This window comes from Microcoleus sp. OTE_8_concoct_300, from assembly GCF_031383065.1.
In the GTDB taxonomy this organism is placed as follows: Bacteria; Cyanobacteriota; Cyanobacteriia; order Cyanobacteriales; family Microcoleaceae; genus Microcoleus.
Map to the genome: position 1 here is coordinate 16,880 of NZ_JANMZH010000650.1, position 26,051 is coordinate 42,930.

Here is a 26,051-nt window from a genome sequence, read left to right on the forward strand (position 1 = left end):
GATTACGATCGCCTATTTGAGAACAATTAGAAATAAAGTTTCTTCACGCGATTTACTCACTATCGCGGAAGCTAAAGAATATCTCGAAGAAGTTCTGTTTTCACTAGGAACAGCTAATGTCGATCGCGATGTCACTTCGGAAGTACGAGAAATGGATTGCTATATTAGTTTGTTAGTTCTCACGCTTAAACCAGCCCCAAACGCAGTGCTTTAACGGCTGCCCTAAACCAGCCCTAAACGCAGTGCTTTAACGGCGGCGTGGGTGCGATCGCTCGCTTCAAATTTAGCTATAATCATCTCTACATGACCTTTGGCGGTGTGGACGCTCATTCCTAGTTGAGCAGCGATTTGTTTATTGCTTTTACCCTCAACTAGCTGCTGCAAAACCTGCATTTCCCGTTCAGTCAGCTTGATGTCGTCATTCGCATAGCTTTCGGGCAGTGGCGTTTTGAGATTTTGCAGCACGCAGTCGGCAATCTTAGGGTCTAGGTAACTGCCACCTTCTTGCACAGTTGTAATCGCTGCTAGAAGTTGTTCTGCGTTAGTGCCTTTAACGCAGTAGCCGTGAGCGCCGCTTGACAAAGCCGCCATTACCTGAGTTGGATTGCTGTGGTGGGTGAGCATCAGGATGCGAGTATGCGGCAGTGCGGCTCTAATTTGCTGCGCGGCTGCAATACCATCGATTCCGGGCAAGTCAATGTCCATCAGCACGATGTCTGGTTGGTGTTGCAGTGCGGCAGTGACGGCTTCGTTACCGTTAACAGCTTGTGCGACAACTGTTAAATGGGGTTGGTTATTGAGGATATGCTGTAGACCGAGCTGCATCATCGGGTCATCTTCAACTATCAGGATGGTTTTTAGTTGGCTTGTTTTTGGTTGTGTCGGGGTAATTGCAGTCACGGCTAAAATTCCTACTACATTTTATCCATTCTATATTGTTTTTCCTCATATTAAAGAGTGTCATCCTCCTATGGAGAGAAGAAAAGTATTGATTTTTGGGCAATTTCGTCGGAAGGTGGATGTCTCTCGATAGGAGGATGGTAATAAAGTCGATTCTCCCGAGTTTTAGGTGATCAGAAAAATTCTAGTGATGCGACCCGAAAAGCCCGCGCGAGAGGCTCACACTAACGTTTCCACCACAAATCCAGAAGAGCTATACACAGTCTGAACAGATTAGATCGACACTTCGTTGACTTCATCCAAATTGATTTCATCCAAATTGATAGCTGTTGCTACTTCCTTCGGTTGAGGTGTTAGATAACCATTGAGCTTGATAACTGTTTGTTCTGTCTCTGGTTCAATGGTAGTCAAAAGCCAATTTTGAGTTTTTCGGTGTTGTTTGCTATCCCAAGCAAACTGAACTTTTTTTGCTGGTTGAGTCGGGTGCAGTGCCAAAACAATCAGTTGCAGCTTGTGAGGCTCGATCTCGAAGAATTCGGCAGCTACCCATAACTTAACTCGGTCTTGCCAAGTCAGTACAGGATGGCGAATCGCCCACTCAAATAGTCTGGGTGTTCCTTTGACTAGACCCACATTTGCACGGACTTGTATCACTTTAGATGGAGGAGAAGGGGAAGAATTTTCTTCTGTCACTCCCCTTTTTGTTCGGTCTAGTTTTGTTTGAATTGGAATGTCAACAAACAGTTTTCGCTGCGGTAAAAACAGTGATGGCGCTAGTTCTTTGAGCTGGAAAACCCACTGCTGGAACTGGGGGTGACTGTTGAGAATTGGCTCGACAGGTAATCCCATTAAAATTTGCTTGACAAGCAGTTGCAAGCGTTCTTGCAGATAGGAAGGAACAAGAGGTGGCTCTTGTAGTGGGCTAGTATGAATAGTTTGATTGAGATCGGACAGAGTAAGGAGGTACATTGCGAGCGAGCATAAAAGGCGCTCGCAATAGCGGCGATCGCCAGAAGTCAGGGAGAGTCATTGCTGACAACTTAAGACCGATCGCTGGAGTCAGGAGTCAGGATTCGGATACTTAACGATTCCTTGATCGCCCCGATTTGAGTTTTCTAGCCAAAATCCGGGCGTTGCACAATTGGAGGATGGTTCTTGTAGGGAGTAGGGGTTAAGCGTCCCGCCTGCAGTGAAAATACACGCCTTCGGGCTCATGGGCCCACCCACAAAAAAATCAAAATCATCCCGCTATTATGCAACGCCAAAATCCGAGTCAATTCCGATCGTAATTGCTGATTGACAAATGCTTCTGCCGCTTAACTTGTCACCAATTGGGGGGAGTAGAGATGAGACGGTGACTTTTTCGGCTTCTCAACTGAAAACCGTGAGGAGGTGGCTGTTCGTTACCAACTATACAAGTTTGGCTAAAAATGCTACTGATGAAGAAATGATATCGGCAATATCATCTGGGTCGAGGGAATAAATCTTTGCTAAAACTTCTTTTTTAATTTTTTCAGAGCCTATCCTCTTGCTGCCACTCACTTGACCGATCGCCACCTCATCCAAACCGCGTTGATAAACTGATAGGGATATTTCTCCATCCAAATAAAGTTGCAGAGTCTTGGTACTGCCACCGCTTAACTTTGCCAGTTGCCGAAAGTTCTTAGAATCGGATTCGGGTATCGTTTTTCCTTTTAACCACCGATATATTGTTGAAAAATCTACTCCGATAGCGGACGCTAAAGCGCTTTGAGTCCAGCCTTCTTTCAGCAGCAGCTCGATCAACTGAGTCAGCCGCTTTTGGCGATCGAGTATAAGAGAAGACACCGAGCTAACAGTCACAAGTACTTACCTGACGCTATTACAGTACACTATTTTACTTTCTGTAACATAGAAACCTCTTCGCTACGGGAGGGATTGAGACAGGATCTTTCGAGAATCAGATAAATTACCTCGGATCAGATAAATTACCTGGCACTATACATCTATTTAACGGTAAAGTCCTTGTATTTGCAAGGTTTGAGCAATTTTTTGACGATCGCATTTTTGACTGCCCCTGCTGTATTTTACCCCTTTTCTACAAAATTTGAGCCATCAAAGCCTTAATCGATTACGCAACTACCCTTGCATTATGCAATACTTAATCTTGCACCGCGCAAGACGGACGGAACATCAATGTCAACCTCCAAAACAGTTCGCGGTTCTGATGCACATAAGTTCTCTGTTGTTCGCAGCGCTGAACTCACTGCGAGAGTTGCACAGGACTGCCAGCCAAACAAAGCCGACGCTAAAGATTTGTCTGCCCAGAGCACGCTCACTGATGCTGAAGCATTAGAATTAAGCAGCTTGGAAGCTACAGTCGAACGGAGTTTGAAAGCTTTTTGGGAAATAGGGCAAGCTTTGCGCCAGATCCGCGATCGGCGTCTCTACCGACAAGACTTCTCAACTTTTGAAGACTATTGTACTAACCGGTGGGAAATGTCTCGTCGCTGGGCCTACCAATTGATCGAGGCGGCAACCGTGTACGAAAATGTGCGCCATGGCGCACAAATCCTTCCCGCCAATGAGCGCCAACTTCGCCCTCTAACAGCACTACCCTCCCAAGAGCAGCCTAGGGCTTGGGCCCAAGCCGTTTCTACTGCTCCGAACGGCAAACTTACGGCTTTTCACGTTGCCCGAGTTGTTGAAGAACACCAGAAAAAAATTTCGAGAAATAAGTCTAACAACGAGAACAGTTCCAAAAACCAACGAACTCAAACAGCCCATCATCCATCGTCAAACCGTGAGATTTCAGCAGCCACTCAAGAGAATACTGGGGGATTGGGAGCCACATCCAGTCAGACAGAAACTCCATGCCGAAGCTGCTGGAATTGCTATCATTGCAGTTTTGAGCCTGTTCAAGACGACCCTCACAGTTTTTATTGCCACAAGCTAGGCAAACTAAGCTTTATTGAGAAAGATGGTAACGAACGGGGCTCTAAATGTAAATTGTGGCTCGATCGATGGATCGAGCCAGAGTTAGTCAAAAAGGCAAAACGAGCCCAACGAGATACTTTTACCTTAACTCTACAGCTCCCGATCGACTTGCAAGCCCAAATGCGAGATGCGGCTAAAACTCAAGGGATGGCTGTAGTAGATTGGGCAGCACAAATCCTCGAAGCAGCAGCTTCTATAAAGAGTTTCGGTTCAGAAGACCAGCCCGCTCATAACATTACGTCCACTGCTACAAATGAAAATCATGTTTTGGTTCCAAAGTCGGTTCAAGGTCAAACCAGTAGTGGTGTTGATGTAGCTCATAAACCAGAACCAACAGCAGCCACTTGAGGATATGCAATCGCGCCATTGTTTTTCTGTGTGATTCGCAAGTATAGCCTTTGTCACCCTAGTGAGGTATGCTGAATCCCTTGATTATCAAGCTTTTGAGCTTCACGGAGCTACCTCACCTGACCAAGAACCGCCATACATCAATCTCTGACAATGAGAAAAACATTTAATCAGATTTACTCAACTCTTCACCTGCACCGCAACAATCGTTCGATAGGTAGGTATTGAGCTAGAACTCGTCTAAATTAAACAGCGTAAATTGATGAGGCGATGTCGTCATCTTTCTGGGTCGGCGTTTGCCCTTAACAACTTCTTGAACTAATGGATTTGAGTGAATTGATGTCTGATCATTCAAGTCAATAACTTCTGAGCTTTCTCCTGAACTTATTTCATGTTCGAGTGAACAATCCGTATGATTTTTAGCCTGAGACTCGACAGGCTCAAACCACTCATTATACCAATAAGTGGCGTTCGTTGATTGGGGTCGATCGCTACTTAAAGTATTGCCAAGGAGCAAATCAGTTTGACCCAACCACCAAATCGGAACAGCCAGCCAAGGTGAAAACAGATAAAACTGAAACAAAGCGCATTTTAACAGAGTAGGGTCTATATCTTGACCGATACCGCTCAGACAGTAATTCGACTGTGTTAACATTAAAGCACCCGTACCGCACGCAGGTTCATTGAAGCTGGAAATTCGCTCTGTCTTATCACCACTGACCAACTTAGATATCAACTGGCACAAAGCTAAGGGTGTCGGATAAAATCCTGAACTTTTTTGAGCAGTCTTTCCGCAGATTTGGGGTAGCAGTCTGCCCATATAATCTTCAGGATACAGCATGAGAATTGACAGGTCAAACATCTGATAAAGACGCATGGATGCACCTTCACAGCCGGCGGGTTCTTTGGGTAAAATCTTGTAAGCTGGATGTCCGAATGCGAACAAAACCCAGTCCAAGAAAAACTCCAAATAGTCCCAAGCTGACCAAGTTTTCCATTCTCCATGTTGAGGAATGCAATTGAGAGTGTTATCTAGCATGGCTTCTGCGGCAGGAGAATGCTGCCATTCGATTTGGGGAATCGGTTCTGCTGGCAAAGTTTCCTCAATTACAAATTTGGGTAAGCTTTCGGGTTTTCTGTTTTCCAGAATGGCTAGCATTGGCTCCATCTTCCACCGCATCCAGGCATGAGCGGGGACAGCTTGACACAAAGCCCAATAATCCCACCTTCCCCATAAACATCGGTCTATTTGTGCGAGAATTGTTAAAAGCCAGCCCGGCTTTAAATCTCGTTTTAGGTTGGGGATTAAAGCTTGCTTTTTCTTTGGTTTATAGGGTTGCTTTCTGAAATGTAACAGCGTTAACTCTCTAGTTTTGGAGTCAACAACTGGTAACACAAGCTTGTTTTTCATGAGTACAAGTCTGAAAATTTCACCCCTAAAAACCGCAGTAGCGGTTCGCACAATTCTATGTTGATGCAAGCATCGTCTTTAATAAAAACAGTAAAAACAAATTGGGAATAGAGCGTAGCTTTTTTGTTTGAAAAAAGCTACGCTCTATTCCCCACTCCCATTTTCCCTATTTCTCTCTCCCCATTCCCCTTTCTCAGCCGTCTATTCCACCAATTATTTTGATATTTGAGGAGTAGAAAATGCTTCGCACAGCAGCAGCCCCACCTGCTTGAGTAAAGCTTTGTTACCATCAGGGCATCCCGACTGAATCAAACATTTAGGACAGCCAGAACTGCAAGAACAACTGCGGGCTAACTCAGCAGCCGCATGAGCTAATTGAGGGAGAGAACGAAAAATAGCTTCCGAGGTTCCCGAACCTCCTTCTGCTAAATCGTAAAAGAGTCCTGCATAGTCATTTGCACCTCTCTTCTCTACCACAAAATTCACATCATTAGGTGAAGCCAAAATAGTCAGAGGTAAAGCTGCTAAAATTTGATGGCCGAAACTGTGAATAGCCAACAAATTCGCGGGGTACTCCCACAATTGCTGATATCCGGGAGGAATCGGCTGTTGAGACTGAAGCAATTCCTGGCGAGTAGCTGTTACTACCTGTTGCAGATAACATTCAACCGGGGAATTAAAACTAATTTGCAGTACAGGAGTCGCAAATTTGATTTCGTAAGGTTGCTCAAAGTTTACCTCATTAAGAACCGATGTTAGCTCTGCAGAGCGAGTTCTCTTGCCACAAACAGGACAGGCAGTACATTTTGGTAAATGCTCTCTGTAATTGACACACTTTCTATTGAGACAAGTTAACTCGTAATTGCGAGTTAATAATTGATAACCAGTGACGAGTTGGCTAATTTCTCCCCAAACCAGTTCCAGAATAGCTTGAGCTGGAATTGCCTTACTATCCGTTGAATTGGTTTGAACATTTCCTTCAACTTCTGGAATAATCAACGGGATTTGTTGAGGCAAACTCAAATTCTGCTTGAGGCTGGTATCAGTGTGGCTAATCGCTACAGTAAACAGTCGAGTTTCAGGGGTGTTTTGCAAAATAGCTTTGCCATTCAAGAGTGAGCGCGAAGTATAAGTCACCAAACAGCCGTCTGAGTTTTGCGTGCGGTAAATAGCACCAGGAAATACCTCTCGATAAGCAATCTCCGCACTGAGGAGTTCAATCTCTTCTTGAGTCTCCGCATCCACCAGTTGTATCGTGCTAGAACCCGTTCCCCCTCGAAAGTTTACATCTTTATGGGGAAAGCCCTTAGCCCATAATTTATCCCGGCTTCTGTGAAGAACACCTTGCTCAATTAAAGCCGTTGCAATTATATGAGCGCTCTTGCCAAAGTAGTGCTTGAGCTTATTGGCCCGAATGCCTGTTTCGACAGCCGCGCACATCAAATGTTTGGCAATATCTATGGGATAATTGGCATTAAAGCTCACCAATTCAGATTCGGCCGACAGCAACAATTCAGGACGCTCGGCAAAATAGTTATCCAAAGGTGATTGTGCAATAGGAATGAAAACAATTAAACCGGAGTTTGCGCGACCAGCCCGGCCAGCCCTCTGCCTGAAAGCTTGCAAGCTTCCCGGCCATCCCCTAATAATAGCAAAGTCAAGTTGAGGCAAATCAATTCCTGCTTCGAGAGCGCTAGTGCTGAGGATACACTTAACTGTTCCTGACTGCAAAGAGTTAATAATTTCCATGCGGCGCTCGCTTGTTAAACTGCCGTAGAAAATTGCTACTTGCGACTCAATTCCCGAGTTAGTTTGAGTTACAGCTTCTTGCTTAAAAGTTGCCCACAAGTTCTTAATTGCTTGTCTGCCGTTACCGAAGCAAATTCCACTTTGCCCTTGCTGCAACAAAAACATAATGATGCGAGCAACATCGGAATTAGCATCATGAGTCGGTTTAGTAACAATTAATTGCCGTTCTGGGACAGCAGCTCCGCTAGAGTTAATCCAAACTAACCGCTCGGGTTTATTGATATTTCGCTTGCGACTTCTACCAGATAGTAACTTTGCTAATTTAACGGGATTGCCAACGGTAGCACTCAATATCAGGAATTGCAGTTTTTGAGAAGAACCTCCGCGCTCGTCTACTGCCAATTTTAAGCGGCGAATTAAGCTAGCCATGTTAGCTCCGTAAACTCCGTTAAAAGTGTGAGCTTCATCTAGGACAATATAGCGGAGGCGACTTAAAAAATGCTGCCAAGGCTGACTCCAGTGAACGCCTTTCAGCGCATAGTGAATTAATTCTGGTGTTGCGCTGATTATGCTAGGGTTTGCAGCTAATAATTGTTCTCGGGTTTTGGGAGGAGTATCCCCAGTTAGAAGGGCAAGGCGCGGGCGGGCAGGCTCAGGAATCAGTTGGAGCAAATCGGCAAGTTTTTGACTTTGGTCGGCTGTTAAAGCTTTCAAGCCATAAATAGAGAGTGCAGTAAATTGATGTTGGAGAATGCCCTCTAAAATAGGCAAGTACGCACTTAAAGATTTGCCAGAAGCTGTTGCTGTGCTGAGGATGACATCTTTGCCCTGGCGCACGGCTTTGAGTGTTTTAATTTGGTGCGAATAAAGCTGTTGAATGCCTTGGCGGTGCAAAGCAGAAATTATTGAAGGCGGCAAGTCTTGAGGAATTTTGTAGAGCTTAGGAGTTGTAGCAGTCGCGATTGTCTGATAAATAACCTCTTCGCCTAAAAACTCACACAAATCGGCTGTTGCAGTTGGCTGCAAGTGGCTTGCTTCTGGGAAGTTATTTTGGTGAAAATCATGTCTGGCTATTAGTTGGGAAAGAAGGTTGATATAATTGGGAGGCATTGGTCACTCTAAGAATGAATCTTTTCTCTTTTACTACCGATAGGTAGGAAAAAGAACGAGAGAAGAAATTCCAAAAAAACCAACTGGGAGTCGGACTGAATTTGGTGGCAATTATGGGTTTGGGTTCAGGAACTAGGGAAACGGTAGGTCTCTGGCTCACTGCGCGATCGCCCCGCCTCGTGAGGCACTATAGTGAGTCTTGCAGGAGTCGTGAAACTCTGTTCTCTTTCCGACCTTCGCGTGCTTCGCGTCTTCGCGGTTCGTTTAAAACTTGTTTTTTTCACAACTTATTTAGCAATACTCCGGACAGTTTTGGGAAGGATACTACAAGCTTTACAGGGCAAGGATCATAAAAAAGTCGAATTAAATGTAAGTCAGGCGTGGAGCTGACATTGATTTAATTATCCACAGTGGCTCAAAGTCTTAGAGCCTAAGCCATTGGGCCCTATAAAAACTGTCCGGACTATTGATTTAGACTGGCTATATAATTAGTACAGTACACTTTACCAATTACCAGACTTACCTCATTTAACTCAGAAGTGTTATAGTATCCAATTAAGAATAATAAACCTATGCCTTACAGTAAATTCACTCTCAGCAAAGCTGTAGAAGATTTTCATCTCACAATCATTGAAGGAGCGCGTTTTTTACCAGAAATCCTCCCAGTGACTCCTAGTGTTTTACTACAGGATACTCTTAAAGAAACGATTCCATGGGCGATCGCGGTGAGTAGCGAAAAAGCTCGTTCTGAGGGTATCATCAATCCTGTCTTACTGGAAGTAAAACGCCAGCTTCAAGGACAGATTAGCGTTTTTTCAGGCGAAGAATTCAATGTAGAACCGGAGGCTGAACTTACAGGCTATGTTGACTTTCTCCTGAGTCGTTCCCCGGAACAACTATACATTAAAGCTCCTGCAGTTGTATTGGTGGAAGCCAAAAAAGAAGACCTTAAACCGGCTCTTGGGCAATGCCTTGCAGAAATGGTTGCAGCTCAACGCTTTAACCAACAAAAGCAACAGCCGATATCGACGATTTACGGAACGGTAACTAGCGGTACAGTTTGGCGGTTTCTTAAACTAGAAGAGCAATGCGCGTCCATTGACCTTACAGATTATCCACTACCTCCTGTTGAGCAAATCTTGGGCTTTCTGGTTTGGATGATGCAGGAAAGATGAGCTGTTATTAAACATTTTTTGAGTAGATCGGTTAACTGATTTTCACTGAGAAGTGTAATAATGTTGAGAGTGGGTAAGTTTATTGCGGCTCGGAAGTTTATACAAATAGAGATGAGAGTGCGATTGTACCCTCAAAAACTGCTGCGATATCTAGACAATAACTCAATACGCTTGGGTTAACTGTTTTTGTCATTGCGAGCGTCTTCGCGTTAGCTTTCGCGATCCTTTCGCCGAAGGCGTTCGGTGAAGGGTAGGAAAGTAATCCCGTCTGTTTTTCACATCGTTTTACTGAACGGACTGTCTTAAATGAACCGTATTGGACAATAAATAATGACTATTTTTCGACTCTCTGAGCTTTAAATTCTAACTGCTTTCGCTGTCGTTCTACAAACTCAGCCAGAGAACTTTTCCTCCCTTCCATCTCCTGAAAATCCACCACAAAACTAGCTGTTTTCAGCTCAACCGCTAAAGCTTCAGTAATATCGATAATTTCCACCCAACTCGCACATTGATAATCTGAGTCTTCGTATTGCTTAATTCGATTTTCTTCCAGCCCCAGTCTATCCGCAAGTTCTTTTTGAGTCATTTTCGCAGCAATTCGAGCTTTAATTAAGACTCTTGGCAGCTCTAAAATCGAATCTACTTCAATTTTGAGGTCTTGAGTGCGATCGCACTCCACCAATCTTTCATACTCAGCTATTTCTGCCCTAAAAGTATCCAGATGACTTTGGATAGATTCACGCATCACTAACCACCAAGGATCGTTCTTTTTCACCTCTTCATCTTGGGCGTCATACTGGGCTAGCGTAGATTCACATCTTTTCGCTAACTCTTGGGTATACTCATATTGCTTTTTATTTCTAATCATGGCGACCACCTTACTAAATCTATAGCAATAATTCCTTTAGGATGCAGCTCTCTGTCCCGTTGAAATAATTCATAGGAAGTTAGATCGTAACTACCGACTGGCTGGTCGGACGGAAAGATTTCACCGCGATAAAGAGCTTTCTGTGCGGCTCTATCTGCATAATTTCTCAGTCGAGGAGCATGAGTTTTCAGATAATTCATATCAACCTCTTCTCTATCCCAACAAGCATCAAAATCTTGAGGAGCTAGTTTGCTAGTAATAAAACTACCATTGATGTAAATTGTTCTGCATCCTGCTGCCTTTAGCTGCTAAGAATGCCATTTGCAAACCATCTATCATGCGAGTACGAAGTGGTGTGATTCCAAAGCGATCTTTGAATTCTTCCCATTCGGCCCAATACACTCCTGGTGGCAAGTTGCCGTTCTCATCAAATTCGGGAATCATGCCCTCACACCTTTACATTTTAACACAATTTTATTGTCGGTTTTTATAGCTATTGATTTCCTCAGCATACCTGAATATGCAGGCAAAAAGCCATCGCTATGAGTGATAATTAATAAGTTGTAACAGAAGCGACTGGTGCGATGCAGGGTTTTGAGTTAACTTTCAGTTCTAATTCGACACCGAATGTTCCGAATATTCCGACTCAATACGGTCAAATAGAAGTCGCCACAACTACATTTAGACTCAACGGTCAAAGTCACACCTAAACGATGGAATACGACGAGGATTCGGAGAACCTAATCGTCGCTATCAGAACCTCCCAAGGTAACAGTCAATCAGTAGTTTATGATGCCTTGGAACAGGCCAAATCGATGACAGATGTATTTGGCAACGTCACATCATACAGCTACGACTTGCACCAAGCATCCGGGCCAACAATACAACTCCACCTGCTGGGTCGGTTGTAACTCGCATTGACGAAATTACCTTACAGAAAAAATATGGTAAGCGGAAAGCGAGCAAAACTTTATTTAGTCCGCTCGATGCAAGCGACTCTCTTAGACTTTAGTTCCAGTAAAATTTGGCAACAAATCTGGACTTATTGTACATTATATTACGCCAAAAATGTTAAAAAATAACTTGGATAAGTAATGAAACAACAGCTTTTTTAACAAGGCAGTTAATGAAAGGCTGCCGAATTAACTCGGCAGCGCTTTCCTGTTATTTAAGGTGAGTGAGTTGAGTGATGCTGAGCAAAGCAGGCAACATCGAGTCAGGCTTATCTCCTGTTTTGAGAGCGATTTCTAAATCAAACAAAATGGAGAGCGATCGACTTAAGGAGTTCGCAGATACTTCGTTAACCTCCTGCTTAAGGAAATACAGCCGTTTCGGGTTACTAATTCCGCACATACTAGCAATTTCGCTATCAGAACGTTGTTGGTCGGAATTGATAGTAGCTTTTACCCACAGCCAAGTTTTAAACTGAGTTTGGAGAGTGGCAATAATTGCTAAAGGAAACTCTGCCCGAGATAGCAATTCATCAAGCACCTTAATTGCCGCCACTGCTTGACCTTTTAAAAGAGCTTCGGCAAGTTGGAAACTGCTGGCGGTGGTAGCTGGAACGAGGGCTTTAGCAGCTTCTTTCGTAATGCGAGCGCCTGCTGCATAAATGGCTAATTTCTCTAGTTCACTGACTCTTCTAGCAGAATCGTTGCCAATCGCTACCGCTAGATAACTGACAGCATCTCTGGCAATTGAGAGATTCATCTGTTTAGCATTAGCAGCGATCGCACTTTCAATCAAATCAGTACGCCAAGGAGGAATGAGAGTAAAGTCCTTAAGTTTACCAAACGGCAACAAATGCTTAACTACCTTGAGTCGCTTGTCGATAACAGCAGCAGTGAAGACTAAGTGCGTTGTAGCAGGTAATTGGGGCAAGATTTGCAGCAATTCTAGCCCCGTTTCTCCAAATTGCTTGAAATCGCAATTTTCAACGACAATAAGTTTGTTTCCACCGCCGAAAGGAACTGAAGCAGCAGCAGAGAGGGCTGCATCCAGGGAAGAAGCATCGAAGCGGTGGATGTTGAAATCTCGCCAGAGAGGATGAGTTTGAGTCTTAAAATTTTCAACTTCTCGTTCAATTGCGTAAGTATCATTCCCAATTAGGATGCTAATCATGCTGCTAACTCCTCCTGTTGTTTGACAGTTACCGTAACAGAGCGGCCTAAAGCTTTAGTAACGATCCGCTGCACGGATTCAAGGTGACTCTGAAACTTGTTCGCGTATTTTCTTTCTACTGCTAACACACATGAATCAGCCGAAAGTTCGGCAATTTGAGCGCGGTTTAAGAGGCTACGATTGCCTGGTTTCGCTGCTGCTACTACTTGCGCCCAAGTTGTCTCAAAGTCAGGAGAATCTGCCTCTATTTTTTGAGGGGTTTTATCAAATTTGTCAGGTCGATCGGATTGGGAAGTTGCTGGCGATCGCATTTCCTTTGTCGCAGGTTTGCTTAACAGCATCAAGTTCAGCAGACAGACTTCTAACCAAGTAGCAGCATTGGTGCTAGTTCTCAATTGAAATTCTGATTTTTGCAATTGTGTACAAGCCGCATCAATTGTTTCAAAATCGAGATGAAGAGCGAGCGAGCGCAGTTGTGAATAGCCTACTGGCCCTGCAATTAAATTCTGGCAGTGGCGCGTTGATTTGACAATGAGCAAATCTCTCATTGCTGCTAGCAAGCTGCTGAGAATAAGTTTAGGGGTTTTGCCGCTGTCAATGAGCGTTCTCGAAGATTGCAGTACGCTTAAGGTATCGCCAGAATGAATGGCTTTGAGAAGGGCGATCGACTCTTGCTCGCTGATACTGCCAGATACTTCTGCAACTTGAGTTAGGGTAATCTCTGAGTTTAGCAGTGAAAGCTGAGAAAGTAATTGCAGGGCATCTCTTAACCCCCCGTCGCTGGTGCGAGCGATCGCCCGCATGGCCTCACTTGCGATCGCAATAGATTCAGCGGAGCTAATTTTGTGCAATTGTCCGACAATAGCATCAACTGACAAGGCTCGGAAGTTAAAAGTTTGGCAGCGGGAGATAATTGTCGGCAGGACTTTATGTGCTTCAGTCGTACAGAGAATAAATACCACATGAGCCGGAGGTTCTTCAAGGCATTTGAGGAGAGCATTTTGAGCGCTGGTACTGAGTTGGTGGCACTCGTCTAAAATCCAGATGCGGTAAGGGCTCATGGCTGGCGCAAAGTTGCTGTGTTGTATTAATTCTCTGGCATCATCCACGCCATTGTGAGAGGCAGCATCGATTTCAGTTACGTCTAAGCTTGAACAGGAGTCAATGGTTTTGCAGCTTGAACATTCCCCGCAAGGAGTGGCGGTTGGCTTTTTGCTATTCAAACAATTGAGGGATTTAGCAAGAATGCGAGCGGTTGAGGTTTTGCCTGTTCCTCTGGGCCCGGTAAATAGGTAAGCTTGAGCAATTTTGTCGGAGGTGATGGCATTGGTCAAGGTTGTTTTGATGGTGTCTTGGCCCACTAATTCTTGGAGGTTTTTGGGTCGGTATTTGAGGTGCAGTGGTTGGTACATTTTGAGTGGTTAGAATACTTCTGGTAACTATTCCCCGATAGGGGAGCCATGCCTGAAGTTATGCCATTTCTCAAAAATCTTGCTACAGAATTGTTAGCTTTGTTTGTGGGCTCTGTTTGTCAGGTGCGGATCTGTGAGATTGTTTGTCTAAATTAGGAATTTTTAATGGCGACACACCCTACGGCTACTATTGCATGAGTCTTGATAATTAGTATTAATATAAGTTGTTGGTGCGAGAGTATTGAACACACTTGTAGATAATTTTTATGTTAAAATAGGAATTTAAATTATCCTAATTTATACAGTAATAGGCTCCGAATTGGGGCAGGAGAGGGCATCAAATTTAGATGCCGCTCCCCACCTTTTATTCTTGCGGAGCGATAATGTATTCGCACTCTAAAGCCTCTGTACCCGACGCTGGTATTCCAAACGGTGCAATCAGTATGGGAGCCGTAGGAGTTGCCATTAACATCCGCAAATCCGAACTAGAAACAGCTTTAACTGTATCAATTAAATAGCGGATGTCGCACTTGATCCGAAAGTCACAACCGAATAGTTTGGCATCAACTATCTCAGTACCAGAACTGAGAGTATTATTTAGTGAAATTCGCACTTGTTGACTATCTAAATCGAATTCAAAAATTGCTGTAACATGGGACTTATCGCTGTGAGAAGCTAACCGCTCTAAGGCTTTTAAAAAGCTGAGCTTCTCTACCACAATTTGATGGCTAAGTTCATGCCGATAAGGAGCAATAATCTGGTCGCAATTCGGGTATTTTCCTTCTAATAACTGCGCTGTCAGCCGCCAATTGTTCCACTCAAAAGCAACAAAGTTATTGCTATTGTCAGGCTCAGTCTCATAGTAAATAGCTACTCTGTCAGTGGGATTCAAAGTCCGCTCTAATACCCGGAGTACCTTAGTGGGTACTGTAAATTGCACGTTTCGAGTGTTCAAAATATCGGAATCACTGCTTTCACTGAATCCTACAACCATTGCTATCCGATGTCCGTCTGTTGTCCAAACTCTCAATTGAGAAAGTCCCCTTTCTGCGTCGTGGCTTAGTTGAAAGTTAGCTCCAGTTAAGATACGTTTGGTTTCTTCAGAACTTACAGCAAATAAGCTGGCTTTGAGGACAGCAATTAACACGCTAGCAGGAATGGTCACAAGTTTTTGTTCAAGGCTCTTGATAGCAGGGAATTCGTCCGCAGTTAGCCCACGAATGACGTGCTTGCTCCTTGATGCAGTCAGAGTGGCACTGACTGATGGAACGTCACTTCCTTTGATAATTTCCCAAGAACTCTTTAAGGTAACGCGACTTTTCGGAAATTTTCCGAGAATGTCTGCGAGTATGGTTGCAGGGAGAGTGAGCTTTCCAGATTGATTGACATTAGCTTCAAAACTCGCTTGTATCCCAAATTCCAGGTTATAAGCAGTTAAATGCAATTGTCTAGTTGCGGCATCTGCTTCTATGAGAATATTGGATAAAATGACATGGTTGTTATTGCTATAAATGCTGCTTTTGAGAGTTTGGATGTAATCATTTAATTCTCTGGCATCACAGGCAAATTCAACGATTGAAGGGGAAGGGGAAGGAGAAGGCTCCGGCAATGTCTCATCGTTTGATTTAGCTCCTAAATCAGAAGCATCTGTGGCTGAAACTGGTGTATATTCTGTGGATTTTTCAGAGGGTTCTACTTGTTCTGAAAGTGCTGTTTCCGGTTCAGAAGTTGAAGAACCTTTTGTGATTTTTGTAACAGATTTTTCAGCCTTAGCGGAATTAGTCGCTGTTTCAGGAGAGCGTTTTTTCTTGGTTGCTCTCTGTACTACTTTTTGCTGAGGGGGTGTTTCTGTAAGTCTAGATTTTGCCATAATTAGTTGTGTGTCAGAAGTTCGATTTGCCGCTGCGGTAGCAGCACTCGCGAGCGGTGGCTGAAAAAAGAGAGTCGAAGTGTGGAAAGAGTGGAACCAATATGGTTGAGAGCAGGTGGATTATTGTAATTATTTTTTAACAATTAAAGGTAATAATCAACCTTTATTTTAGGATGATAAATTTGAGCTTGTTGATTAATAAAATCGTAATCTAAGTAGCAGTTTTTGGGAGTGCATCTTGTCGAAAAAAAGAGAGCGAAGCATTCCGGCATATAAGTTATTGGTGAACGTCTTATATTTACGGAGGTCATGCTTCGCCCTACTGATATATTATTCTAAGTGAGATGTCGCCTTTTTCACAAACCGATTAATTGCTATTTTCTCCCTACTTTCTACTGCCTATCATCAAAAGTTACTTGAACCAGATTTAGTTAAGTATCCTAATGCAAGTTGAACTCTGGATGAAATTGGAGGAACAAATAGTATCCGTTGGCGGCAGCGACTCGTTCCGACATACAAGAGGCGGTGGTATTCTTTAAGTTTCTGTTTGCTGCTCATTTCTTTTCCCACCAATAGCCGAGTCAAAATGTCATTAATGTCCAAACACACTTCATCAAAAGTGCTGCCTTGAGAATTGTGAATAGTCAGGGCAAAGCAATTGTCAATTTCGGCAAATATGTCGTCCTTAAACCAATAATACTTGCGCCATAAAAATCCGCTGCGCTTGGCACTCTTGAGTTTTTCCTTAAGTTCAGCCTGGTAGCGTTTATTTTCGGATTCATGCAGCACAAAGATTTGCCGAAATAAACCGTCATCGGTCACAATCTTTAAAAGCCATACTCGATAGCCGTAGTGTTGGCTCGTTTCAACTTCTTTAATGGTAAATTCAGTTGAAGTGGGCAAAATAACGGTCTTACCATCAGGGGCCATGACTGGTTTCTTAGTAATCAGCCTTTCTCCCGGTATGAATCTGGGGGCTGTTTGACCGTAAACTTGTTCTCGGAGGGCCTGATTGTAATAGTTGACTTGCTTGTTTGTCCAGCACAGAATCCGAAAGCAGTCAGGGTTGGAAGTGAATTCGCGCTTGATGGTTTTGAGGGCGTATTGCAGGAGTGTTTCTGGCTTAACTTTGAATGCACCGTTAGATTTGTTCCCTTGAGTGTAGGTAGAATGTGGCAAGAACATATCGGTTTTATTCTTGACACAAGAACGGCATTCGGTGATGAAGTCGAGGACGGGACTTTCTCCAGCTTGCCTGACAACTTCGGTTAGCATAGTTTTATTGGTAATGCTGAAGACAGGCGAGCGTTTTTCTCCGACGGGGTTAAGCTGAGCTGGGTCGCCCATGAGAATTAATTTGCGGTGGTTGAACAGGGTACGTTCAAATCTACGCTCAATCCAAGACCATAATTGAGTTCCAACCATCGAACATTCGTCAAGAAAAATGATATCGTAGAGGTGGAGGTAACAACAGCTTGTCTGTTCTAAGACTTTCTCTTGTTCTTTGCGAACTATGCCTAAGCCTAAAAGTTGGTGTATTGTCAGAAAGTCTACTCCGAAAATACCTTGAGAGGCTGCCATTTTTCTGAGAATACCGACGGCTTTGTTAGTAGGTGCAGTGAGGACAATGCGCTTGCTTTGAGCCAAGAGTTCTTTGATTAGAAGAAAAATAAGTGTGCTTTTTCCTGTGCCTGCATAACCGCAGAGCAAAAAGAATGACTCAGTGCTGCTTGCAAATGTTCTCAATTTGTCGAGTGTTTGCTGCTGTTGTGGTTTGAGAGTGAAGGGAATTTGTTTAAATTCCTGCGGTCGTTCTAGTAAGGTTTGAATCATTATTAGTGCTAGATAATAACTCTATCGCCTCCCTAATAAGCGTTAGCTTGAGTGCAAGACTGTTTCACGAAGCAGGTTAAATCAACAAAAAAAGGCGATAGCGCTCTGGTACACTAGAGGGCGATCGCTGATTTATTTGTTGATTAATAATATGAACAGTGGTTGTTGGTTTTTAAACAATAACAACTTTGGTCTTCTTAACTCGCTTGATATTAGCTGCTGTTCCTTTGCTTTGTCCGTCCCAGATGGCTAGTCCGTAATCACAATGCGAACACATTTGGATGTCGCGAGCGCTATAGTTTCCGGGAATGCCAATGGTGGGATAACCAAAAGTATTCCTAGGTTTGCCATTGCCGCTAAATAAGGCATAGTAAACCAAGACTTTCTGGTAATTCTTAGACTGCAAATACTGCTGAACTAAGCTATCAATACCAGAAGCATCACCGACTATAACTTCAAATCCTAGTTCAATGATGCGATTGAGAGATGCGATTGCTCCTAAAGGCAATTCATTAATGGAACGACTACCGGAAATCATTACTGTTTTGTTCATGCGATCCTGGAATTGTAGGGTCAAGGGTGAATTGAATAGCACTCAAACTCAAAGATTGTTCCTTGAGTTGATATTTACGACTAGAAAAAATCAACATTTTATGCCATTAGGCAATTTATATTTTGGATTAGTAACAGAGTTGTTTATCGCATTTACACTGTCATAAACTAGCCAATTATATTTGATTTCCCATTTATTCCATCATCTTGGCATCTTTTCTAAATCAAATTCAGCAACTTTTCGGAGAGTTTCTAAGCGCTTACTTAAAGTTTTATGCCGGGGACATTCTACAGCGTATTCGTATTTAGAGCCTGTATGTTGAATATCTGGAACTTGGCAATCAATTAAGTTGCTAAGGTAGCCGACTAGCTTTTTGACAGGTATTAGCCAAGCCTTAGCTAACGCTTTAGTACGGAACCCAATCCAAGCTCTAAAGTAGGAGCCGTCTTCGCTAATCTGATAAGCCACATTGGGGGATAATTTAACAATAGATTCGATACGAGCTATACCCAAACCTTTGAGTTCGGTCAAACTGTAATTTTGGATTTCTCCGCTGTTCCACTCGATTTGGAATGGACGTAGATTTTCAACGTTCAAGCGTTGGACTGTCCCCCTTTGTTGAACTCCTTCTCGGCATTTTAAAATGTAATCTCCCTCTTTAAATCCGTATAATCCTTGTTTCTTGGCTAGGTTTTCTAGGTGCTGCTTCCAAGTTTCTTCCCAAGCTATGTTAAATTCTAGAAGTTCGTAATTTTCTTCGCTCAATTGTCGAGCCAGTTTTTCTTTGAATTGCTGTTTTTGAATTGGCATAGCGAATTCTAAGAAGTTGTCGGGTATTTCGAGAGCTAAATACGTCTTAGCTCGGATTTTGAGGTCAGCAACAGACAAACTGCGAGCGACTTTTAACTGCTGAGGTGCAGGAATATCTATGGTACAACTTGTCGGGAAGCCTGGAAACAAGTTAATGGGAAAGAGATAAGATTGGTCGAGAGTCGAGATGAAAATGTGGTGTTCAGTCAGCGATTCTACTTGGAAAATAGTTGTGTTACTGAATTGTACCTGTTGCGAATTAGCAAGTACGATGGTTGTGCAAGCTGGAAGTTCTCCAGTAGTTTTTTGAGGAATAAACTGAGGCACAAGGGAGATTTTGAGGACACGAATTTCATCAAGTGTATAATTCCAAGAAAAGCTGTCTTCGCTGTTACTAGCATCCCAGGTAATTCTTACAGGTCGATCGGTTTGATTTAGAGAAGTGACAGTACCGTAATGCTTACCAGTTTTGATGATATCGCCTACTTTAAAGGGAAGTTGATCGGAAGGATGCGGAGTGAGAAAAGGGAAAATTACCGCTACCACTTCTTTAACTTCACTGGGGGGAGTGTTGTCAGATTTAGAGCAAATATTTGAGAGACCGATTAAAGCGGTGTTAGAGTCCATAACCTTTGAGAAGTTAATTTTTTTTCAACTTCTCCCGTTAGGGGGTATCTTCTCGAACAGAAGCCTAAAACTTTCTAGTTTTCGCTAGCATCTTTGGTGCATATAAAGCAAATTTAGGCTTTATTTAGGCTTTAAATTTGTTTAAGTCCCGCTAGATATATCGCCATGCTGTCAAGATCACGATATGGAAAACTAAGCGAGCAAAGATGCCCACTTCTGAAAAAATTGCTGCCGCCATAGAGACGATAGACCACTTGGTAGCTTGGCTACAAGATACCGGACTGAGTGCGTCCGCGATCGCCCAGTTTAAATTCAACTCGCTGGCCTCTATGTACCCAGAACTCAAAGGGGTAGCAGAGACGGCAAAACAACTGATTGGTGCAGCTTCCCCTTTGACAGAAGTTGGGATGACAGTAACGGAACTAGCAGCAATACTCACAGATAACTTAGAGTGCAAAATCAAGCCAGATTTAGTCAACAAAGCTCTAGTTTCATTGGGGTATCAAGAGCGTAATGAAGCCAAGCGAATTTGGATACTGACACAAGCCGGCTCAGCTCATGGTATTTCCTTGCTGGCTACTTCAACAACAAACAAATGGAGTGGTTCTCAAATAAAGTGGTATCGCTCTCTAATTCCCATCTTAGAAGAATACTTAACAAATACAGGAATTTTAGAGAATGGCAGCAGTAGCGATCTCACTGCAATACAAGATACAGAACACTCTGAAATTTCCGAAAAAAGCCTTGCATCAATTACTCAAAATGGTAACTCTCCTAGTATTGACTACTCTCAGGGCTGAAGCACCTGAGTTTCCCGCGTATCGTGAGGCTCTATGAAAAGAAAGCAACTTGGACAGTGCCTGAGCGAGTCAAGGTCTGGGAAATTAAAGTCAATCCTAGTCAGATTGAGCTGATTCAATCCTTTGCCGACGATGCCTACACAAAACGCTACAACTCAACACAGTATTAAACCAAAAAAAAATCTTAATAAAGTTAGCAAAATAAAGGGAAGGGGAAGGGGAGGGTAAAGGTGTATTGTTCAACCTTTACCCTCCCCTCTACTCTCTCAGATTTTTCAGATGGGTATGAGGGCTATGTCCTTGATTTTATCAAGCTTTTGACGGGGTTGTTATCCCGTTAGGTGTAGCTAACCAGGATTTGTATCAAGTACAACTAAACTTTATGAGAGATGAACAACTGATAAATTCTGAGCGCATAGAACCAGATTTAAGGTTAAGGAAAGTGGCAAAATTACGCAAGTCCTTTGTCAAACTGAGGCGGAATAGATAGTCAGTAACGATTGAGGCAATTGTTTGATTAATTGTGAGACTCTGAGCGTTAAGATTAGCCAACTCAGCACAAGATAAATGGGTATTTCCCAATTCTTCAGGTCGCAATTCTATCAAATTGGGGCATTGTAAAACAGGAGAGGGAAGCGCTCCCATAATGCCTGTTTTCTTGAACTTATCCAGGTGCGGAGTTAGCTCTTCAAGGCTATTATGGCTGCCCAGTAGAATTTGACCGCTATCAAAGTTATTGCCAGCATCAAGATACCAGATTCTCGGAATCTCAGCGTGGCGGTTATTCTCTAGCGTTTTGCCCAAGGAACGGCGAGCAGCACTATTGTCAACGCAGCCAATGATAATTACCAAATCATTCCAGTATGATTTTACCAATTTGGGGTCAAAATAGTCAGGAATTGCACTAATTTCTAGCCCCCAGGTAAGATTGTAACGCAAGGCAAGAGTAGTGGCTTTATTCAGTCCAAGTTCAGATTGACAAAATCTCTGCCTCCCCAAATTTTTCCCTTCCACAATATCGGGATCTACAAAGGTAATATTGACATTTTTCCCAACTTGTTTGAAAACGTAAGCTAATCGTGCTAAACTTTCAGCTACATAAGAGCCAGTGCCGCCACAGCCAACGAGCCATAAGTGAAGGTGAGAGTAATCTTTGAGAAGGAGAGGTGTGGAATTTGCGTACTCAAAGTCGAGGTTTAAGGGAGTTTTGGTAAGCATCAGTGATAAAATGTGGCTCTTCAAATACAGAATTAGCTTTAATTAAGCTATAGTGTCCGAAAATTCCGATTCTCACTAAAATCTCAGGAGTCAAGGTATTAACTTTACCCAAGACTGCATAGAGGCGAAAACCCCGCTCGTCAGCATCATCTGTGCTGCTAAAGAAAGCAGGCAATTCTGCGTGAGAGTGGCACTCAATTAAAGCAGTTGAGTAGGATGAATTGTCAAAAGGCTGGCAGCTCGTTCGTGTAGTCAATTGGACTGGAATTGTCAGTTGCCATTGATTACTACTGTCAAGGGATAGGTGAAATAAAATCTCTGTGAGATTGCCACTGCTATCTTTGGTGAATACAGCTTTTGTCAATATAGAAAGTAGCAGTTCTGATGGTACTAAACGAGTCTCAAGGTGCAAGTATGGTTCTATAGGTGGCAACCCTTTGATAGTATTGGGCGTTGAATTTGCAACAGGAATCATGGCCTCTAGTCCGGGGCGAACTGAACGCACAAACACGCCGTTAGAGGCTGTAACGTATTCGCAGAATACCCCAGTAGCAATGGGAGGCAAGGGAATAGAGGCATGAATGTGGTTAAAAAGTTTTAGCATTAACTTAAACTTTGTGTTGAACAATAAATATTGAGTGCAGTCCCTACATAGAAGTTTTGATTTAGGTAGGGTTAGCAATCAATAGGAGGTGTTGCACTAAAGAGTCAATTGAAGGACTGTACCTCACTTCAACTAAATCTTTAACAGGATAGGTACGCCTTTTTCTCAAGGCTAAACTTTTCAGATGTTCTCTGACATCTTGGGGAAACTTTCGGCTTTTTTGGCTGGATAAGTCAGCATTGAAAGGAGTGGTTATGAAGCTCTGCCAAGCAATATCAATGGTTTGAGTTGAAGCAACAGGTGGAGTATTTTTCCCCCAGCAAATTAAACCGTTTGGATGGATGTTTGGTAAAGGAGTGTGGTAAGCTTTCGACTCTGGGTTGAAAGTAGCAAAATCAGTTGCAAATACCCAATATTGAGTGTTTTGTCCTACAAATACCAAGGCAGTTAGTGGAATAGTAATGGGTTTACTCTCATCAAATTGGAGGTTATATTGGGCAGGAGATATGAATTTTACTACCCAATTTCCTTGAGAGTTAGTTCCCCACCTTATGACTCCTGGGGGCATCCAATCCGTATCAATCGGCTCGTGAGAAAATGCAGTTCTCAAACTGACAGAGGAGAGTAGTTTGTAGTGTTCCTTTGTTCCTTCTCGATAATGGAACAGATATTGTTCTTTGATGAACAGTAATTCAGCATCAATTTCTGCTAGCTGTCGGGGAGCTGTTTGCAGAATTTCACGAAAGACTTCTCCTGACAAATGTTGCATAATAACTTGAAATCGATAGAGGTTATGGAGCTAACCCGATAGGTAAGGTTAGCTCATGCTTGAAAATTAATATTCGTTCGACTGCATTAGGGTAGCAACTCTCCAAGTTTTGTCGGGGTCTTCTGGACATTGTGAACTAACTTCCTGATTTTCCAGCCATGCTTTCCTGTCAAAATAATCAATTTTGAAAAAATAGCTTTTACTGTCAAGTTGAATGCTAAGAAAATCTCGTTCTCCGTAGGGGTTGTTGCCAGCTTCAAAGGTGTTAAAATCTCTTAGTAATTGCAGTAACTTTTGTTGCTGTTCGGGAAGAAGAGCTTTTACAGCTTGAGTAATCCGAATTTCACCAATTTTGGTATCTCCTTGACGTAATTGGTCATTAAGACGTGCAATTCTTTCGGCTGTTGTTAGAGTTTCAGTCATAATTAAGGCCTCAATTTCCAACAACTACAACCGCACTAGCGGTTGCTGGTTCACTCGTAATTATTCGGATTCAGGGGTAATTCAAATTGACAAGGTGCTTTTGTTCCAGAGTTCAAGAATTTGCTGAAAATGTCGATGGCGGTCAGTAGCAAGCCAGTCAATGACCTGTTGAGCCTGGGTTATTAATTCTTTAGCACTTTGCCATTGTTCTGATAAAAATATCAAGTTTTCGACTGTCCATTCTCCAAATTGATACTCGTGTTGAGCGCAGCCGTCAAGCCAAATATTACCCGTTGAGTAATTGAGGAAACTCAGTACAATTGGCATCCCTTTTACGGGAAATTCAGCCAGAGAGCAAAACTGTTGGAATTGCTGATGATTGATCCTATCTGGTGGTAGAATCTGAGAAAATGAAACTTCAAATTCTTGTTCATACCAATCTTTCATCTCATTTTCAGTTAGCCAATTTAGTCCTTCAGAACTTAGAGACAGCAGGATTTGCCATTCAGGAGCTAAGGAATCAATATCTTCATAGCTCAACCAATCCAACCCCCAAGACTCAATCAGGAGTTGGTCGAGGCGTTCTTCTTGTGCTATTTCTAATTGCCAGGGGCTGATCGGGATAAGTTCTGTTTCGTCAAGAAGACGGAAGAATTCTAATTCGCGGGGGCTATGATTATCAGGAGTATCCGAGTAAATAGAACTGGTACTGGTAGCAAATTCAGTTGAAAAAAAGTGCTGGTAAAGATTGAGAAGTTGAGCGCTATTGAGCGTTTGTCTGAGAAATTCAATCGCTTCAAGTGGCTTAGTTACTGGGTAGGAGTGTCGCAAAGCGGCAATGGCTTGCGACACAGACAAAATAGTTGCAGGCATTAAAAATTAAGAGGAATTTGGAGACAAGCAATAGCTGGCGCAAGTTGGAGTTTTTTGAGAGTGTCTCTAAATCGCTGTAGTTCTTGCTCACCCAGAGCGATCGCGTCAGAGAGTTCTTGAGCCCGACTTGCCAAGGTTAGCGGAGTAACACAACCGCTGATAGAGTCGCATTGCAGAGCCCAAGTGAGTTGGACAGCTTGATTCGGTTCTTCCGGTGCTGCGACAAGTGAGGGGAGTGGGGAATGGGGAGTGAGCAGTACGCATAGTTCTTTTTTCCAATCTTCTTCTACACCCTTTGTCTTGGCTTGTTTGATGATTTTAATGGGTTGACCTGTTTTTCGTTCAATTGTAGCTTCGCTTAATTCAGGGAAGTAAGGAAGTAGGACTTCTAGCAATTTTTCATCATTTGCAGTAATTTCGTTGGGCAGTTCGATTTGCCTGCCTTCATATTCTATTAGACTCATTGTTACCTCTTTAAAACAGGGGGATTTGTACTCCAGCTTCACCTTTGTTGACGGGGTGGTTAGCAGGATTTTGAAGATTTGGTTTGGCTTTTTTCCGGGGTTGACCAACAGAAGAACGAATTTGAGCGCTCACTTTTCGGTTAGGTAGGTTAGAGGCTAACCGCTGGAGCAATTCTTGTAAATGGTTTGGCCAAGCTCCAATCGAGTTTTCTCTAACTTGTACTAATAGTGGTAAGTCGTCATGGCTCGTTGCTGTAATTTCTACGATTCGCCCTTCTGGATGCCCATCGTCTGGTCGCATAACAATGTGGATTTTGATTGTACAAAAATTGAATTCATAAGGTTCTGATTCTCCTTCATCAAGTAAGTCAGGACTCTGTGAAGTGTTCTCAGTTTTGTTGATGGTTTCACCCACTTTTTGAGTAGCTGAAAGTGGAATATCCTCTCCAGTTGGTTCGGAATTTGGTTCTATTTGGGTCATGGCTGGATTCGCAGTACAAGCAAGTGCAGCTTATTCTCAAAAATTGCCGCGATCGCGGCCTTGCTTTTAACGATCTATTTTTTGTAAAGTTTTAACGGTAAGCGTGTTTCCCAAGAAATTTCTTAATTAATTCCCATTAATTATCTGTCCGACAAGATGCGGTCGCACTTGTCTCTATTGATTCTTTGATTGTAATTGCTCAACCCCCTTGACAAGAAGACGAGATAGACATTAGATAAAGGAATGGAAAAACTACCCGGCTTAAAGCAACTATTGAACGAGGCAAAAGAAGCCTTGATAGTAGAGCTATGGCAAGAAATCCAAAAACTCAGCGCAACATTAGCCACCTACGAACCTTGCGCCAGAGCCATCTCCCAAAAAAACTCTTCAAAATTCCGAAGTATTGATAGAGAAGGAATATCTATTGCGCTCGCAAGCTATATTACTATTAGCCACATCTACGATTGCACAGCTATCAATCAGAGCATATTTACTTATGCAATTGTAACTATCCGTACAAATGCGCTCGCTCTAGAGCGTCAATCAATACTATGATAAAAAGTTGTAGTTAGTAGAGAATCAGTAAAATATATAAAAAATTCTCCCAGCTATCAGTAGGTTCTGTCGCTGGGAGAAATCGCTGGAAAGTCGGTTTA

The 26,051-nt window shown here is 42.9% G+C and carries 28 protein-coding genes; 7 read left to right on the top strand and 21 right to left on the bottom strand.

The window, feature by feature from the left end; all coding sequences use genetic code 11:
• Positions 1 to 16: 16 nt before the first annotated feature.
• The gene (locus ACUVJL_RS29310; protein ID WP_445249067.1) at positions 17 to 214 is read left to right on the top strand and encodes a hypothetical protein; all 198 of its coding nucleotides are present in this window, start codon (positions 17 to 19) and stop codon (positions 212 to 214) included.
• Between the two features lie 8 nt (positions 215 to 222).
• Here the strand turns inward: ACUVJL_RS29310 and ACUVJL_RS29315 are convergent, their stop codons facing one another.
• The 3 genes from ACUVJL_RS29315 to ACUVJL_RS29325 all read right to left on the bottom strand — a co-directional run bounded on the left by ACUVJL_RS29315 (position 223) and on the right by ACUVJL_RS29325 (position 2,742).
• Positions 223 to 900: a response regulator gene (locus tag ACUVJL_RS29315; protein ID WP_445249068.1), complete on the bottom strand. Its 678-nt coding sequence runs from the start codon at positions 898 to 900 to the stop codon at positions 223 to 225.
• Between the two features lie 273 nt (positions 901 to 1,173).
• Positions 1,174 to 1,869 (bottom strand): hypothetical protein, encoded by a 696-nt coding sequence (locus ACUVJL_RS29320; RefSeq protein ID WP_445249069.1) that lies wholly within the window; start codon positions 1,867 to 1,869, stop codon positions 1,174 to 1,176.
• A gap of 441 nt (positions 1,870 to 2,310) precedes the next feature.
• A complete protein-coding gene (locus tag ACUVJL_RS29325) occupies positions 2,311 to 2,742 on the bottom strand; it encodes a helix-turn-helix transcriptional regulator (protein WP_333103620.1) in 432 nt (143 codons plus the stop codon).
• Positions 2,743 to 3,075: 333 nt separating this feature from the next.
• On the opposite strand from ACUVJL_RS29325, the gene ACUVJL_RS29330 reads away from it, so the two are divergent.
• Entirely contained in the window at positions 3,076 to 4,224 is a 1,149-nt protein-coding gene (locus ACUVJL_RS29330) for a hypothetical protein (RefSeq protein WP_445249070.1), read from the top strand.
• 229 nt (positions 4,225 to 4,453) lie between these two features.
• On the opposite strand, the gene ACUVJL_RS29335 is transcribed toward ACUVJL_RS29330, so the two are convergent.
• Positions 4,454 to 5,635, bottom strand: coding sequence for a hypothetical protein (locus ACUVJL_RS29335; protein WP_445249071.1), 1,182 nt, complete (start codon positions 5,633 to 5,635; stop codon positions 4,454 to 4,456).
• A 213-nt stretch (positions 5,636 to 5,848) separates the two neighbouring features.
• Positions 5,849 to 8,494: a DEAD/DEAH box helicase gene (locus ACUVJL_RS29340; protein WP_445249072.1), complete on the bottom strand. Its 2,646-nt coding sequence runs from the start codon at positions 8,492 to 8,494 to the stop codon at positions 5,849 to 5,851.
• A 572-nt stretch (positions 8,495 to 9,066) separates the two neighbouring features.
• Between ACUVJL_RS29340 and ACUVJL_RS29345 the strand changes: the two genes are divergently transcribed.
• On the top strand, positions 9,067 to 9,669 hold the full coding sequence (locus ACUVJL_RS29345) for a hypothetical protein (protein WP_445249073.1): 603 nt from the start codon (positions 9,067 to 9,069) through the stop codon (positions 9,667 to 9,669).
• Between the two features lie 334 nt (positions 9,670 to 10,003).
• On the opposite strand, the gene ACUVJL_RS29350 is transcribed toward ACUVJL_RS29345, so the two are convergent.
• Genes ACUVJL_RS29350 through ACUVJL_RS29360 form a run of 3 tightly spaced genes read right to left on the bottom strand, consistent with a single transcriptional unit; the run spans position 10,004 to position 10,981 of the window.
• Positions 10,004 to 10,537, bottom strand: coding sequence for a helix-turn-helix transcriptional regulator (locus ACUVJL_RS29350; protein WP_333414309.1), 534 nt, complete (start codon positions 10,535 to 10,537; stop codon positions 10,004 to 10,006).
• The gene (locus ACUVJL_RS29355; protein ID WP_445243727.1) at positions 10,534 to 10,818 is read right to left on the bottom strand and encodes a DUF6932 family protein; all 285 of its coding nucleotides are present in this window, start codon (positions 10,816 to 10,818) and stop codon (positions 10,534 to 10,536) included. Before ACUVJL_RS29355 ends, ACUVJL_RS29350 begins: the two co-directional genes overlap by 4 nt.
• Entirely contained in the window at positions 10,802 to 10,981 is a 180-nt protein-coding gene (locus tag ACUVJL_RS29360; protein ID WP_333248937.1) for a DUF6932 family protein, read from the bottom strand. Before ACUVJL_RS29360 ends, ACUVJL_RS29355 begins: the two co-directional genes overlap by 17 nt.
• A 140-nt stretch (positions 10,982 to 11,121) precedes the next feature.
• Between ACUVJL_RS29360 and ACUVJL_RS29365 the strand changes: the two genes are divergently transcribed.
• Positions 11,122 to 11,247, top strand: coding sequence for a hypothetical protein (locus ACUVJL_RS29365; RefSeq protein ID WP_445249074.1), 126 nt, complete (start codon positions 11,122 to 11,124; stop codon positions 11,245 to 11,247).
• A gap of 3 nt (positions 11,248 to 11,250) precedes the next feature.
• The gene (locus tag ACUVJL_RS29370) at positions 11,251 to 11,448 is read left to right on the top strand and encodes a hypothetical protein (protein ID WP_194008897.1); all 198 of its coding nucleotides are present in this window, start codon (positions 11,251 to 11,253) and stop codon (positions 11,446 to 11,448) included.
• A gap of 253 nt (positions 11,449 to 11,701) precedes the next feature.
• On the opposite strand, the gene holA is transcribed toward ACUVJL_RS29370, so the two are convergent.
• The 6 genes from holA to ACUVJL_RS29400 all read right to left on the bottom strand — a co-directional run bounded on the left by holA (position 11,702) and on the right by ACUVJL_RS29400 (position 19,763).
• Positions 11,702 to 12,658, bottom strand: a complete 957-nt coding sequence (gene holA, locus ACUVJL_RS29375) for a DNA polymerase III subunit delta (protein ID WP_445249075.1) — start codon at positions 12,656 to 12,658, stop codon at positions 11,702 to 11,704.
• Positions 12,655 to 14,070 carry a DNA polymerase III subunit gamma/tau gene (gene dnaX, locus ACUVJL_RS29380; RefSeq protein ID WP_445249076.1) on the bottom strand — a complete coding sequence of 472 codons (1,416 nt, stop codon included), beginning with the start codon at positions 14,068 to 14,070 and terminating at the stop codon, positions 12,655 to 12,657. The genes holA and dnaX overlap by 4 nt, the downstream gene beginning before the upstream one ends.
• Before the next feature lie 364 nt (positions 14,071 to 14,434).
• A complete protein-coding gene (gene dnaN, locus ACUVJL_RS29385) occupies positions 14,435 to 15,940 on the bottom strand; it encodes a DNA polymerase III subunit beta (protein WP_445249077.1) in 1,506 nt (501 codons plus the stop codon).
• A gap of 405 nt (positions 15,941 to 16,345) precedes the next feature.
• Positions 16,346 to 17,773: an ATP-dependent DNA helicase gene (locus tag ACUVJL_RS29390; protein ID WP_445249078.1), complete on the bottom strand. Its 1,428-nt coding sequence runs from the start codon at positions 17,771 to 17,773 to the stop codon at positions 16,346 to 16,348.
• Positions 17,774 to 17,945: 172 nt separating this feature from the next.
• A complete protein-coding gene (locus ACUVJL_RS29395) occupies positions 17,946 to 18,326 on the bottom strand; it encodes a hypothetical protein (protein WP_333121254.1) in 381 nt (126 codons plus the stop codon).
• A 201-nt stretch (positions 18,327 to 18,527) separates the two neighbouring features.
• Entirely contained in the window at positions 18,528 to 19,763 is a 1,236-nt protein-coding gene (locus tag ACUVJL_RS29400) for a hypothetical protein (protein WP_333316098.1), read from the bottom strand.
• A 206-nt stretch (positions 19,764 to 19,969) separates the two neighbouring features.
• Here ACUVJL_RS29400 and ACUVJL_RS29405 point away from each other — a divergent pair, with 206 nt between their 5' ends.
• Complete coding sequence (locus tag ACUVJL_RS29405) at positions 19,970 to 20,563, top strand: hypothetical protein (RefSeq protein WP_333121257.1); 594 nt, start codon at positions 19,970 to 19,972, stop codon at positions 20,561 to 20,563.
• A 363-nt stretch (positions 20,564 to 20,926) separates the two neighbouring features.
• On the opposite strand, the gene ACUVJL_RS29410 is transcribed toward ACUVJL_RS29405, so the two are convergent.
• The 7 genes from ACUVJL_RS29410 to ACUVJL_RS29440 all read right to left on the bottom strand — a co-directional run bounded on the left by ACUVJL_RS29410 (position 20,927) and on the right by ACUVJL_RS29440 (position 25,395).
• Positions 20,927 to 21,781: a PRTRC system ThiF family protein gene (locus ACUVJL_RS29410; RefSeq protein ID WP_333151816.1), complete on the bottom strand. Its 855-nt coding sequence runs from the start codon at positions 21,779 to 21,781 to the stop codon at positions 20,927 to 20,929.
• On the bottom strand, positions 21,747 to 22,385 hold the full coding sequence (locus ACUVJL_RS29415; protein ID WP_172186655.1) for a hypothetical protein: 639 nt from the start codon (positions 22,383 to 22,385) through the stop codon (positions 21,747 to 21,749). Before ACUVJL_RS29415 ends, ACUVJL_RS29410 begins: the two co-directional genes overlap by 35 nt.
• A gap of 61 nt (positions 22,386 to 22,446) precedes the next feature.
• Positions 22,447 to 23,154 carry a prokaryotic E2 ligase family D protein gene (locus tag ACUVJL_RS29420; protein ID WP_216670293.1) on the bottom strand — a complete coding sequence of 236 codons (708 nt, stop codon included), beginning with the start codon at positions 23,152 to 23,154 and terminating at the stop codon, positions 22,447 to 22,449.
• 66 nt (positions 23,155 to 23,220) lie between these two features.
• Positions 23,221 to 23,577, bottom strand: a complete 357-nt coding sequence (locus ACUVJL_RS29425; RefSeq protein ID WP_332946642.1) for a DUF3768 domain-containing protein — start codon at positions 23,575 to 23,577, stop codon at positions 23,221 to 23,223.
• Positions 23,578 to 23,658: 81 nt separating this feature from the next.
• Positions 23,659 to 24,450: a hypothetical protein gene (locus ACUVJL_RS29430; protein WP_332946641.1), complete on the bottom strand. Its 792-nt coding sequence runs from the start codon at positions 24,448 to 24,450 to the stop codon at positions 23,659 to 23,661.
• The gene (locus tag ACUVJL_RS29435) at positions 24,450 to 24,914 is read right to left on the bottom strand and encodes a hypothetical protein (protein ID WP_332946640.1); all 465 of its coding nucleotides are present in this window, start codon (positions 24,912 to 24,914) and stop codon (positions 24,450 to 24,452) included. The genes ACUVJL_RS29430 and ACUVJL_RS29435 overlap by 1 nt, the downstream gene beginning before the upstream one ends.
• A gap of 10 nt (positions 24,915 to 24,924) precedes the next feature.
• Positions 24,925 to 25,395 (bottom strand): hypothetical protein, encoded by a 471-nt coding sequence (locus ACUVJL_RS29440; protein WP_172186659.1) that lies wholly within the window; start codon positions 25,393 to 25,395, stop codon positions 24,925 to 24,927.
• Between the two features lie 243 nt (positions 25,396 to 25,638).
• Between ACUVJL_RS29440 and ACUVJL_RS29445 the strand changes: the two genes are divergently transcribed.
• Entirely contained in the window at positions 25,639 to 25,950 is a 312-nt protein-coding gene (locus ACUVJL_RS29445; RefSeq protein ID WP_445249079.1) for a hypothetical protein, read from the top strand.
• The last annotated feature ends 101 nt before the right edge of the window (positions 25,951 to 26,051 follow it).